Here is a 12,731-nt window from a genome sequence, read left to right as displayed (position 1 = left end):
GCACCAGGGGTGGTGGTGCCGGTGGAGTCCACGGGCGATACGGCCGTGACCCCGGCCGCCGACGCGGAACTGCACCGGCGGCTGGTGTACGGCGACGAGTCCGCGCTGGCCGAGGCGTACTCGGCGTACGGGCCGCTGGTGCGGCGCATCGCCGTGCGGGTCACCCGCGCCCCGGGCGCCGCCGAGGACGTGGCGCAGGAGGTCTTCGCCCAGCTGTGGAGCAGACCGTACGCCTTCGACGCGCGCCGCGGCTCGCTGCGCACCTGGCTGTCCCTGCTCGCCCACCGGCGGGCCGTGGACTGGGTGCGCGGCGAGGCCCGGCACCACAAACACGCCCACGCCGACGAATCGGCCCTGCTCACCGTCCCCGAGCCCGGACCCGGCCCCGACGAGACCGTGGTCGACCGGGAGCGCTCCCTGCTGCTGCACACCGCGCTCGCCGAACTCCCGCAGCCCCAGCGGGAGGTGGTGCACCTGGCCTATTTCGCGGGCCGCACCTACCGGCAGGCGGCCGTGGAGCTGGGCATTCCCGAGGGCACGGCCAAGACCAGACTCCGCACCGCCCTGCGCACCCTGGCCGAAACGCTGGCCGACCCACCCGACCCCGCGCTGGAAAGAGGCGCATCATGAGGGTGAGGACCCGTTCCGGGGAAGGAGGCGGTCGGTGACCGAGCACGAGGACGTACGGGATCTGCTGGCCGCCTGGGCCTTCGGCGCCCTGGAACCGGCCGACGCCAAGCGGGTACCGCTGCATCTCGCCGGATGCGAGAGCTGCGCGGCGGAGGCGGAACGGCTGCGCGAGACGGTACGGCTGCTCGACGGACCGCCCATCGGCGGGCTGCCCGCCCGGCCCGCCGCGGGTCTCCCGCCCCGGCTGCTCGCCCGGCGCCCGGCCGCACCCCGTACCGCCGCGCACGCGGCGCCCTACGCCGCCGCCGTCCAGGGCCTGCGGGCGCTGCTGCCCGAGGCGGACGGCCACTGGACCACCCCGGTGGTGCACGACTGGGACGTGCACGCCACCGTCGCCCATCTGCTCGCCGCCGACGAACCCCTCGCCGGGCGGCTCGGCGTCCCCGCGCGGGTGCCGGAGAGCGCGCTGCCGCAGGATCTGGGCTGGGAGGACGCCTGGAACCGGCGGACCGCCGAGGTCATCGCCCACGAACGCGGCCGTACGCCCGAGGAGACGGTGGCGGCCTGGTCGGGACAGGCCGACGCGCTGCTCGCCACTCCGGAGGCGCGGGACGCCGAACTCGCGGCGCGGGCCGAGATGTTGATGGGGGTCCGGCTGCCGGTCGCCGACCACTTCGTGGTGCGCGCCTTCGAGGCGTGGATTCACACCGACGACATCGGCCGCGCCCTCGGACTCACGGTCCCGCCGCCGCCCGAGGAGCACTTGGGGCAGCTGGTCCGGCTCGCGGTGCGCATCCTTGGTCTGGCGCTCGGTCCGGACGCGGCGCCGGTGCTGTTCTCGGTCAGCGGCATGGAGCAGTGGGTGCTGGGCTCCGAGGCCGAGCCGGTCCAGGCCGAACTCGCCCTGGACCCCGTCGACTTCTGCCTTCTCGTGGGCGGACGGTGCACGCCCGAGGAGGTACCGAGAGGCGCCACGGGCGACGCGGCCGCCGTACGGAACGTACTGGAGCGGGCCGCGTCGCTGGCGTGGCTGTGAGTACTACTTGACCGGCGTGAAGTCCCGTGCGCCGATGAACTCCGGTCGCCGGATCGGGGCCGCGAACGGCTCCACGGCCTCGTTCTCCACGCTGTTGAACACGATGAAGACGTTCGAGCGCGGGAACGGCGTGATGTTGTCGCCCGAGCCGTGCATGCAGTTGCAGTCGAACCAGGTGGCCGAACCGGCCCGGCCGGTGAACAGCTTGATGCCGTGCCGGGTGGCCAGCTCGGTCAGCGCCTCGTCCGAGGGCGTCCCCGCGTCCTGCATCTGCAGCGACTTCTTGTAGTTGTCCTTCGGCGTGGCCCCCGCACACCCGAGGAAGGTCTTGTGCGAGCCGGGCATGATCATGAGCCCGCCGTTGGTGTCGTAGTTCTCGGTCAGCGCGATCGAGACGGACACCGTCCGCATGTTCGGCAGCCCGTCCTCGGCGTGCCAGGTCTCGAAGTCCGAGTGCCAGTAGAAACCGCTGGCCCCGAACCCCGGCTTGACGTTGATCCGGGACTGGTGGACGTACACGTCCGAGCCGAGCAGCTGCCGGGCCCGCCCGACGACCCGCTCGTCCCGCACCAGCGAGGCGAACACCTCGCTGATCCTGTGCACTTCGAAGACCGAGCGGATCTCCTTGGACTGCGGCTCGATGATGGAGCGCTCGTCCTCACGGATCGCGGGGTCGGTGACCAGCCGCTCCAGCTCCTGCCGGTAGACGGCGACCTCGTCGTCGGTGATGAGCTGGTCGACGGCGAGGAAGCCGTCGCGCTCGTACGACTGGAGGTCCGCGGCCGCGATCGGCCCGGGCGCGCCCGGCGGCGACCAGACGACCGGGTCCTGGCGCGGGGTGGACACCTCGGTGGTGCCTCGGCTCGGGTACAGATCAGTCATCGTCATGATGCTTCACACCTCCTCGGGCTCGGTGAGCAGCGGATAGACGCCGTTCTCGTCGTGGTCCTCCCGGCCGGTCACCGGCGGGTTGAAGACACAGAGGCAGCGGAAGTCCTGCTTCACCCGCAGCGTGTGCCTCTCGTGGCCGTCCAGGAGGTACATGGTGCCGGGCGTGATCGTGTGGGTCAGCCCGGACTCGTGATCGGTCAGTTCGGCCTCGCCCTCGACGCAGACGACCGCCTCGATGTGGTTCGCGTACCACATGGACGTCTCCGTACCCGCGTACAGAATCGTCTCGTGGAGCGAGAACCCGACCCGCTCCTTGGCGAGGACGATGCGTTTGCTCTCCCACGTGCCGGACGCGGCCCTCACATGCCGGTCGGTGCCTTCGATGTCCTTGAACGAACGGACGATCACGGTGTTCGACGCCTCCTGCTCAGATGGTTTCTCGTACGGCGCGGGCGAGGACGCTCAGGCCCTCGTCCAGCTCTTCGGGGGTGATGGTCAGCGCGGGCAGCAGCTTGACGACCTCGCTCTCGGGACCCGACGTCTCGATCAGCAGCCCGAGTTCGAAGGCGCGCCGCGCCACCCGCTCGGCGCGGGCCTTCTCGTGGAACTCCAGGCCCCACACCAGACCGCGGCCGCGGTACTCGGCCACGTCGGCGAGGTTCTCCTCCGTGATGGAGATCAGCGCCTGCTCGACCTGCTCACCACGGGTCCGGGTCTGCTTCTCCATCGCCGAGCCGTCGGCCCAGTACGTCTCCAGGGCGGCGGTCGCGGTGACGAAGGCGGGGTTGTTGCCGCGGAAGGTGCCGTTGTGCTCGCCCGGCTCCCAGATGTCCAGTTCGGGCTTGAACAGGCAGAGCGACATGGGCAGTCCGTAGCCGCTGATGGACTTGGACACGGTGACGATGTCCGGGGTGATGCCCGCCTCCTCGAAGGAGAAGAAGGCACCGGTACGGCCGCAGCCCATCTGGATGTCGTCGACGATCAGCAGCATGTCCTGCCGCTCGCACAGCTCGGCGAGTGCCCGCAGCCACTCCGCGCGGGCCACGTTGATGCCGCCCTCGCCCTGCACGGTCTCGACGATCACGGCGGCGGGCTTGTTGAGCCCGGAGCCCTGGTCCTCCAGCAGCCGCTCGAACCAGAGGAAGTCGGGCACCTGGCCGTCGAAGTAGTTGTCGAACGGCATCGGCGTGCCGTGCACCAGCGGGATGCCGGCCCCGGCCCGCTTGAAGGCGTTGCCGGTCACGGCGAGCGAGCCCAGCGACATCCCGTGGAAGGCGTTGGTGAAGGACACGATGGCCTCGCGCCCCTTCACCTTCCGCGCCAGCTTCAACGCGGACTCCACGGCGTTGGTGCCGGTCGGACCCGGGAACATGACCTTGTACGGCAGGTCACGCGGCCGCAGCACCAGGTCCTGGAAGGTCTGCAGGAAGGCCCGTTTGGCGCTGGTGGACATGTCGAGCCCGTGCGTGACGCCGTCCCGCTCCAGGTAGTCGAGCAGGGCCCGTTTCAGGACGGGGTTGTTGTGCCCGTAGTTGAGTGAGCCGGCGCCGGCGAAGAAGTCCAGGTACTCGTGGCCGTCCTCGTCGTACATACGGCTGCCGCGCGCACGGTCGAAGACGGTGGGCCAGCCGCGGCAGTAGCTGCGCACCTCGGACTCCAAGGTCTGGAAGACGCTGAGGTCGGGCTGGGTGATGGTCACGACGAATCGCTCCTCGTTTGCGTGGGGGGAGGTCAGTGGTGGAGGGGACCGATGCGGTAGAGGACTTCCGGGTCGTGCGGCCCGTCGGGGAACAGGCTGGTGGGGAACAGCACCTCGCGCTCCAGCGCGGCGCCGTGCCGCTCGGCGAACGAGCCGAACAGCCGCTCGGAGGCGGTGTTGCCGGGGGTGATGGTGGTCTCGACGCGGGTGACGCCGTACTCGCCGCGGACCCGTGCGACGAGCCCGTCGAGCAGCGCGGCGGCGATGCCGCGCCCCCGGTGGGAGTCGTCCACCGCCACCTGCCAGACGAGCAGGGTGCCCGGCCGGTCCGGCCGTACGTAGCCGGTGACGAAGCCGACCGGCTCGCCGTGCTCGTCGCGGGCGACCGCCGAGGTGCCGGCGAAGTCGCGGCACCACAGCAGATAGCTGTAGGACGAGTTCAGATCGAGGGCCTTCGAGTCCTTGGCGATACGCCACAGCGCGGCGCCGTCGGCCATCGTCGGCCGGTCGATTTGCAGGTCTGCTTGTGCGGCAGTCATGCGAATTGAACTTACCGAGGGAAATTAAAAAATGCATGGTTGGGTGGGGTTACATCGATGGCTGGATTGTGTTATCCGCGCGAGGGGAGGAAAGCCCGATTTGCCTGCAACATATTCAGGCAAATCGGGCGTGGTGTGTAACGCGTCACAACCATGTAATGAGCCATGAAATCTCTGCGTTTACGCCCCGATAAAGCGGGCAGAAGCAAAGAGGAAAGCTACCCTCGTAAAAGAATTCAGAATTAGCCCGAATTCAGGTCCCGGTAACTCCGTCGATACGCTCGCGCAGGATGTCGGCATGGCCGTTGTGCCGTGCGTACTCCTCGATCATGTGCAAATACACCCAGCGCAGACTGATCTCCATCCCCCCGACGGGCCCGCCCCCCGGAATCCGCCCGACGTCATCGAGCGAACGCTCACCGCACACCGCCCGCCCCCGCTCGATCTCCCGCCGCCACACCTTGAGCGCCTCGTCGAGCCCCCGCTCGGGTGTGAGCGCGTACCCGGTCCGCTCCTCGAACACTGGCTCCGGCCCGACGACCCCGAACGCCCGCTGGAACCAGTTCCGTTCCACCTCGGCCATGTGCTGGACCAGCCCCAGCAGCGTCAGCGCGGAGGGCGCGGCGGAAGCGACCCGCACCTGCCGGTCGTCCAACCCGGCACACTTCACCTCCAACGTCCCCCGATGAAACGCCAACCAGCTCTCCAGCATGGGCCGTTCGGAAGCGGCGAGCAGGGGGACGGCGCGACCGTCGGGGAGGGTGAGGGGGGTCTCGTCAGTCATGGGGTCAGCTTGGCACGGGGGTTCGCGTTCGGCGATTGTCCCAACTGCCGTAGGGGAATGCTGACTCGGCGAGTCGGACGAGCCGAGACGGGGGCGCTGTGGGCGGTTCGGACGCGGTGCTGGTCCTCCCCGGGATCATGGGCAGCGAACTGCGGGACACCGAGTCGGGCGATCTGCTGTGGGGCCCCCTCGACCCCCGCTGGTATCTGGGTGCCTGGACGAACGGCACCGCCCTGGACCGCCTTGCGCCCACCGAGGACGAACTGTCCGGCCGGACCGGCCGGATCGAGCCGGTCGCCCTGCTGAGGGCCCCCGCCTTCGCGCCGGTCCTACGCGGCGTCGAACCCTACGGCCACCTGCTGGCGAGGCTGCGCGCGGCCGTCGAGGACCCGTGCGCCGTCACGGGGTTCCCCTACGACTGGCGCCTGCCCGTCGCCCACAACGCGGCCCGGCTCGCCGACGCGGCCGAACGGCATCTGACCGGCTGGCGGCGGCACAGCGGCCGCACGGACGCCCGGCTGGTCATCGTCGCCCACTCCATGGGCGGTCTCGTGGCCCGGCACTTCGCGGAGCGGCTCGGCGGCGCCGGAATCCTGCGCACCTTGATCACCCTCGGCACGCCCTTCTACGGTGCCGTCGCGGCGGCCCACATCCTCAGTCTGAGCAAGGGCACGAAGATGCTCCTGCCCGCGCGGCGGCTGGGCCGGCTCGCCCGTCTCATGCCCGGCCTGTACGACCTGCTTCCCACCTATCGGTGCGTTCTGGAGGAGGCGGGTCCGCGGCTGCTCACTCCCGGGGACCTCGCGGCGATCGGCGGTGACCCCGGGCTCGCGGCGACCGCCCTGGCCGACCGCTGGGACGACAAGGTGCCCCCGTGGCTTCGGGTCGTCGTCGGCGTCGACCAGCCGACGGCGCAGTCGCTGGAACTCCGGGACGGGACGGTCGTACCGCGTCACGGCCTGCCGGAAGGGCCGGACGGCACGCTCGTGGACCACGGTGGGGACGGCACGGTGTACCGGCACTCGGCGACCGGTTTCTGCGAACGCCCCGCGTACTGGTCCCAGCGGCATGCCGCCCTCGCCCGCATGGACGAGGTCGTCGACCATGTGCGCGCGGTAGTGACCGAGGTCCGGCTCGGACCCCGGCTGCCCGCCCGTACCGGCGTGGGGGCGGAGGTGCCGGACCTCACCGTGGCTGGAACGCCGTTCGAGATCACGGCCCACGGGGACGTCGAGGCCTCGGAGGTGCGCTGCCGGATCGTCGCCGCGCACGACGACCGCCAAGCCGCGCGGCCGGTGTTCACCCGGCGCGACGACCGCGTCGCCGCCACGGCTGTGCTCAACCGGCCCGGCATTTACCGCGTGGAAGTCCGGCGCGGCGGCACCTCCCCCGTCGTCTCGCTGCTGATGGCGTTGGCGCCGGAGGAGTGACGTGATGGCGGGCGACCCCGACTTCGAGATCGAGACGGTGGCGATCGGGCGCTACGTCAACTTCCCCGAAGTGGACGGCGTGGAGGAGACGATCGCGGAGACGGTACGGCTGCTCGGCGAGCTGGGGGGAAAGCCGCGGTCCTGGCCCGAGGGGCCGCTCACGTACGGTGCGGTCAACGCCCGGCTGGACGCGTGGTCGGCGGCCCGGGAGCCGCACAACTCGGTGCTGTTGTGGAGCGGACACGGGGAGACCGACGGGGACCGCGCCTGGCTGGCCCATCCCGAGTCCACCAAACTGCCCACCAGCGGGGTGGACGCGGGGCAGCTGGCCGGCCACATCCACGACGAGTGGGTGGACAGCCGGCGGGGCGACTCCGGTGCCTGGGCGATGGTGGTCGTGGAGGCGTGCGGCGCCGATGTCTTCGTCCGCAGGGTCAACTCCGCCCTCCTGGCCATGCCGGAAGTCCCGGGGCGGCTGCTGCTGGTGGGCGTGAGCACCCAGGGCGGCGAGGCCCGGCTCGGCACCTTCAACGACGTGCTGGCGCCCACCATCAGGTCGTTCGAACCGAACGACGCCGGAATCGAGTTGCGGGAACTCGCGCGGCGGCTGGAGAACAGGCTCCGGGACTACGGCGGCCGGGTGGACTTCCTCCCGCCCTTCGAAGCCACCGAGCTGCGCCGGGTCCGCCGCAGCGAACAGCCCGTCACGGTCACTGTCGACGACTACCAGCGCCTGCGCCGATTCCTCGACGGCCTCGGTCCCGACGAGCGGCGCCACTTCTTCACCAAGGCGCAGGGCGCGGACACCGGCGAGCTGGCGTGGTTCTTCGTAGGGCGACAGAAGGAGCGCCGCGCACTCGCACGCTGGCTGCGGGACGCGGAACCCGGCCTGTACGTCGTCACAGGACCGCCGGGCACCGGCAAGTCGGCGCTGCTCGGCAACCTGGCCGTGCACGCGCGCCGCGAGATGCTCCGTCTGCTGGTGGCGGCCGGTGAGCTCGCGGATCCCGGAGCCGACGACCTGCCCCCGGCGGACGTCTTCGACGCCGTCGTGCATCTGGCGGGACTGACCGTCCACGCCCTCGTCACCCGGCTGAGCCTGGCGGCCGGCCTGCCCGCGCCGCCCGCCGGTGAGCCGGGACAGGCCGTCGACCGACTGCTGGCGGCTCTGCGCGCGCGGCCCGGCCTGTTCACCGTGCTCGCCGACGCGCTCGACGAGGCCGAGGAGCCCGCGGAAGTGGCCGTCGTGGTGCTGCGCAGGCTGGCGGAGCTGCCCAACTGCCGGGTGATCGTGGGTACCCGCCCCACGGGTCCGGCCGGCGAGGACCTGCTTGGCCGTCTCGTCCGGAGGCCTGGCGTCGAGAAGCGGGTCCTGGAACGCACCCCGGAGGCCCAGGCCGACTATGTGAGACTGCGGCTGACGGCGGCCCGCCCGCCCCACCTCTCCGACGTGGTCCTGAAGGACGTCGTACGACGGACCGCTCGGCTCAGCCCCAGCTTCCTGTCGGCCCGCATCGCGGTGGCTGAGATCATCGCCCGCCCGGAACTGCTGCTCCCGGAACACTCGACGGCGCTCGACCAGTTGCTCGGCCAGTCCCATGAGGCCACGTTCGCGGCCACGGCTCGCCGGCTGGCCCGTACCTCCGGCACCGCGCTGCCGCTGCTGCACGCCCTCGCCCTGTCCCGGGGTCGAGGACTGCCCCGGTCGGGCGGAGTGTGGGCCGCCGCGGCGTCCGCGCTGGGGGAGGGGCGGCAGGTGGACGAGGAGGACATCGACGAGGTGCTGGGCCTCGCCGCGCCGTACATCCTCTTCGATGTCGAGGACGGCCAGACGGTCCATCGGCTCGCTCACTACGCCTTCCAGGAGCACTTCACGGCGCCGGGGTCGACCGAGGGCGAACTCCTCCTGACACGCGGCCTGTTGGAACTCGCCCGCGACCTGTCCGGCGAACCCCTCAATCCCTATGTCGCCCGGCGTCTGGTCGACCACGTCGCCGCCACCTCCGCCTGGCGGGACCTTGCGGATGAGCCGGAGGTCCTCGACCGGCTTCCTCCGGAGACCATCGCGTCCCGCGCCCAGTGGGCCGCACTGGGCCAGGCGGATCTGCCGCCCGAGATCGTCGGAGTGCTCGGGGCCTGGCGGACCCTGGGCCGACTCAAGCCCGCCGAACGTGCCCTGGCCCGCACCCTGGCCGGAGCCCGCCTCACCGGCACGACCCTGCCCTGGCCCTCGTACGGCGAACTGCCCTGGCACCTGGCCTGGACCACCTTGTCCCGGTCGGAACTGACGGCGACGCTCGGCGACGACGTGAAGGCCTTGGGAACGCTGAGGCTGCCCGAACACGGCACCGCGTTGGTGGCGCTGGAAGGGGCGCCGGCACTGCGGTTCTGGGATCTGGCCAGCGGTGAGCCGTTGGCCGATCCGCTCACGCTGGAGTCCGACGAGCGGGTAGGCCTTCATGTCGTCCCCCTGCCCGATGGTCGGACGATCCTGGTCGTCACCGCGCTGAACGCTCCGCCGTGCGTGTTCGACCTCAGCACGCTGCGTCCGGTCGCGCACCACCGTCTCGACGACGGCCGCGTCAGGGCGAGAAGGGGCGACGGACGCGTCGTGTACGCGTACGGGAACCGTCTCGGCACGGTCTATGCGGTCGACGCGCGCTCCGGGGCGGAGGTGGGGTCGGAGTTCATCGACCGGCAGGCGCGAACCTGGCCGCTGGCCGCCGTTCCCCTCACCGGCGGGGGCGATGTACTGCTGCTGGGCAACGACTGTCAAGAGCTGCTGGTCTGGGACATGGAGGGGAGCGCCCGGGAGACAGAGCGGCATCCGCCTGTCCGGCTTGCTGGGGGGAACTGCTTCACGCTCGACGACGGCAGGCGGCTGGACGCCCGGGTTCACGACGGGAGAATCCACCTGTCTGCCCGCGCCCCGGACGCCAGGCCCGACCTGCGGGAGCCGCACCTGTGGTTGGGGAGGTCGAGGTGGATACACCTCTTCCCAGGACCGCACGGCACGGTCCGCGCCGTTGTGCGGACCGACGTCGACACCTACCGGAAGGTGGAGATCGACTCCGGCCGGACGGGTCCGCCCCTGCACCCGAGGGAGAGGCTGGACCACTATCAGCGGTCCTTCGACTGGCCGCAGGAGCGGGAGTTCCCCCTGATGGTGCGTGTCACCGGCGGCTCGGGCGAACTGGACCGGGAGGCCGAGTGCCTGGACACAGGTACCGGTGAACGGCTCTACCTGGTGCACAGGCTGAAGGGCACGTGGGACATCGAAGTGGTGTGGGAGCGCCCGGGCGACCCGGTGGTGGTGTACGTGTGCCGGACGGGCGTGGAACTGCGGGACCTGAAAGTCGAAGGGCGGTATCGGGTCGAACCGCCTGCCCACAGGTTCACCACGGTGCGGCTTTCCTCGGGCCGACCGGCCGTCGCCACGGCCGAGGGGGCCCGGATCGATCTGTGGGACATCCTGGCAGGTCGGCGTGGGGCCAGGGGCGAACGCCGGATGCGTCTTCCCCCGAACAGGAAGGTGAGGCGCCTGGAGCGGCTTCCGCAGCCGGACGGCAGCCTGGTCCTGGTCACGATGTCGGAACACGAGCTGGGGGATTCGGAGGAGGACGAGAGACAGATCTTGGCGGAACTGTGGATCCCGGCCACGGGCCGTCGCATCGGCGACCCGATCCCACTCCGTTCCCCCGCGGGGCTCACCGTCATCGAAGGCGGCGACGGTGATCGGGCGCCTGTCGCGTTCGTGCTGCACGGTGATGGAATCCGGCAGCCACGTGACATCCGCACCGGCAACCCGCTCCCGGTGACGATCGACGAGGACCTGTACAACTGCCGCTACGCACTTATGAACTCGGTCGCCGGCCCCTTGCTCCTCGTGAGCGGGCACGACTCGATCCATGCCCACGACCTCACCACGGGCGAGCGGCTGCACACCCTTCATGTAGGCCTGCCTGTCCAGGACATGGCGGTGGTCGGTGCCCGCCTCGTCATCGCGACACCGGTCGGGCCACTGGCGCTCGACCACACCGATCATCATGTCCCTGAGGCCACCGCCTCGACGCTGCTGCCGTTCGAGGGCACCAGAGTGCGGCCCGCCGCGCCGACCGGACTCAAGATCACGGCGGGGTGCCTCGGCTTTGTCGCGTTCTTACTCGCTCTCATGTGGAGCCTGTTCGCCCTGGGGCCATCAGAGCGGGCGGCAGAGCCGGTCGTCATCGACCAGATCTCCGCCGACCTTCCCTTCTGCCCCACCGGCTCCGGCTGCGCAGACGCTCGGGGAGGCACCACATTCCCCTACATCCTCGGCACCCGTCCCACGAGAACCGTCTACGACGTGCCGCACGACGGTGACTTCAGAACCACCCTCCGGCTGACGGCGTCGACGTCCGACTGCCCCGAGTCGATCTGGGTCCGCTACCGCGTCGCTACCCCTTCCACCGCACGCACCGGCGAGATCCGCCGCGGCGACAGCGAGAAGGTCAGCCTGGACAAGAAGGGCGCCGGTCAGGTGGAGCTGACCTTCACACTCGTCGATGCCACCGCCGACTGCCACCCCGTCCTGGAGGTCCGGAACCCCGTCACGGACTAGCCCCAGGCCTCCGCCACCGCGTGCTCGGCGGCCGCGACGTCCACCGTCAGCCCCGACTCCGCCAGCGCGGTGCCCAGGGCCGTCAGGGACTGTCGTACCGCATCCGGCGTCGCGTCCGGGCCGTAGTGGTTCACGCGGATCATCTCCTTGGCCAGCTGACCGCCGCCCGCGGCGAGCGGCAGCCCAGGCGCTCGGCTCAGCGCCTCGGCCACCACCGCGGAGGCGTCCACCCCGGACGGAGTCCGCAGCGTGGTCGCCACCGGGGCCGCCTCCGTCGCCTTGTGGACGTACGGCTCCAGGCCTCCGCCCAGGGCGAGCGCGCCCGCGCGGGTGGCCGTCGCGGCCGTCGCGTGGCGGGACATCAGGGCGTCCAGGCCCTCCGACTCGATGCGGGCCACGCACGCGTCCAGTGCCAGCATCTCCAGCTGGGCCGGGGCGTGGAGCAGGGCGCGGCGGCCGGTGTCGATCCAGCGGACCTTCCAGTCCAGGAGGGACAGGTACGAGCGGCGAGGGGCGCTCGGGTTCGCCGCCATGCGGGTCCAGGCGCGCTCGCTCACCGAGACCGCCGACACGCCCGCCGGGCCGCCCATCGCCTTCTGGGCCCCGATCACGCACAGGTCCACGCCCCACTCGTCCGGCAGCACCGGCTCCGCGCCGATCGACGCCACCGCGTCCAGGTAGAACAGGGCACCGTGGGCCCGGACCACCTCGCCGATCTCCGCCACCGGGTTCGTGTTGCCGGTCGCCGCCTCCGCGTGGACCAGGGAGACGAAGTCGATCTCCGGGTGCTCGGCGAAGGCCTCGGAGATCTGCGCGGCCGTGACCGCCGTGTGGAAGGGCACCGCCAGATCGATCACCGTGGCGCCGCAGTCCCTCAGCCAGTCGCCGAAGGTCTGGCCGTAGGGGCCCGTGATCACGTTCAGGGCCGTCGTGCCGGGGCCCGCGGTGCCCCGGATGGCGCCCTCCAACGGCAGCAGCGCCTCGCCCTGCATGATCACGACGTCCTGCCCGGTGCGCAGCAGCCGCCCCACCCGGTCCTCGATCGAGGCGAACTGCGCTGCGTCCATCGGGGCGAGGTCCAGGAAGGGGTGGGTCACGGCGGTGCTCTCTTCGGTCTTGGTG

10 protein-coding genes are annotated in these 12,731 nt (G+C 71.1%); 4 read left to right on the top strand and 6 right to left on the bottom strand.

Annotation, left to right across the window (positions count from 1 at the left end):
• The first annotated feature begins 9 nt into the window (after positions 1 to 9).
• Both AC068Z_RS37670 and AC068Z_RS37665 read left to right on the top strand, forming a co-directional pair.
• Positions 10 to 630, top strand: coding sequence for an RNA polymerase sigma factor (locus AC068Z_RS37670; protein WP_478566612.1), 621 nt, complete (start codon positions 10 to 12; stop codon positions 628 to 630).
• Positions 631 to 664: 34 nt separating this feature from the next.
• On the top strand, positions 665 to 1,666 hold the full coding sequence (locus AC068Z_RS37665; protein WP_478566609.1) for a maleylpyruvate isomerase family mycothiol-dependent enzyme: 1,002 nt from the start codon (positions 665 to 667) through the stop codon (positions 1,664 to 1,666).
• Positions 1,667 to 1,669: 3 nt separating this feature from the next.
• Here AC068Z_RS37665 and thpD read toward each other — a convergent pair whose 3' ends face one another.
• The 5 genes from thpD to AC068Z_RS37640 form a co-directional block, all read right to left on the bottom strand.
• Positions 1,670 to 2,554 (bottom strand): ectoine hydroxylase, encoded by an 885-nt coding sequence (thpD, locus tag AC068Z_RS37660; protein WP_478566606.1) that lies wholly within the window; start codon positions 2,552 to 2,554, stop codon positions 1,670 to 1,672.
• 6 nt (positions 2,555 to 2,560) lie between these two features.
• On the bottom strand, positions 2,561 to 2,965 hold the full coding sequence (locus AC068Z_RS37655) for an ectoine synthase (RefSeq protein WP_478566603.1): 405 nt from the start codon (positions 2,963 to 2,965) through the stop codon (positions 2,561 to 2,563).
• A 19-nt stretch (positions 2,966 to 2,984) separates the two neighbouring features.
• A complete protein-coding gene (gene ectB / locus AC068Z_RS37650) occupies positions 2,985 to 4,256 on the bottom strand; it encodes a diaminobutyrate--2-oxoglutarate transaminase (protein ID WP_478566600.1) in 1,272 nt (423 codons plus the stop codon).
• Positions 4,257 to 4,288: 32 nt separating this feature from the next.
• Positions 4,289 to 4,795 (bottom strand): diaminobutyrate acetyltransferase, encoded by a 507-nt coding sequence (ectA, locus tag AC068Z_RS37645; RefSeq protein WP_478566597.1) that lies wholly within the window; start codon positions 4,793 to 4,795, stop codon positions 4,289 to 4,291.
• 253 nt (positions 4,796 to 5,048) lie between these two features.
• On the bottom strand, positions 5,049 to 5,579 hold the full coding sequence (locus AC068Z_RS37640; protein ID WP_478566594.1) for a DinB family protein: 531 nt from the start codon (positions 5,577 to 5,579) through the stop codon (positions 5,049 to 5,051).
• Between the two features lie 98 nt (positions 5,580 to 5,677).
• On the opposite strand from AC068Z_RS37640, the gene AC068Z_RS37635 reads away from it, so the two are divergent.
• Together AC068Z_RS37635 and AC068Z_RS37630 are read left to right on the top strand one after the other, a co-directional pair.
• Positions 5,678 to 7,009 carry an esterase/lipase family protein gene (locus AC068Z_RS37635; RefSeq protein WP_478566591.1) on the top strand — a complete coding sequence of 444 codons (1,332 nt, stop codon included), beginning with the start codon at positions 5,678 to 5,680 and terminating at the stop codon, positions 7,007 to 7,009.
• Positions 7,010 to 7,013: 4 nt separating this feature from the next.
• On the top strand, positions 7,014 to 11,609 hold the full coding sequence (locus AC068Z_RS37630; protein ID WP_478566588.1) for an AAA family ATPase: 4,596 nt from the start codon (positions 7,014 to 7,016) through the stop codon (positions 11,607 to 11,609).
• On the opposite strand, the gene AC068Z_RS37625 is transcribed toward AC068Z_RS37630, so the two are convergent.
• Positions 11,606 to 12,706, bottom strand: coding sequence for a pyridoxal-phosphate-dependent aminotransferase family protein (locus tag AC068Z_RS37625; RefSeq protein ID WP_478566585.1), 1,101 nt, complete (start codon positions 12,704 to 12,706; stop codon positions 11,606 to 11,608). The genes AC068Z_RS37630 and AC068Z_RS37625 overlap by 4 nt on opposite strands.
• Positions 12,707 to 12,731: the final 25 nt, after the last annotated feature.

Source organism: Streptomyces sp. NPDC043726 (assembly GCF_056436565.1).
Note: the sequence above shows the minus strand (reverse complement) of the source record. Positions and strands in the feature narration are given on the sequence as shown.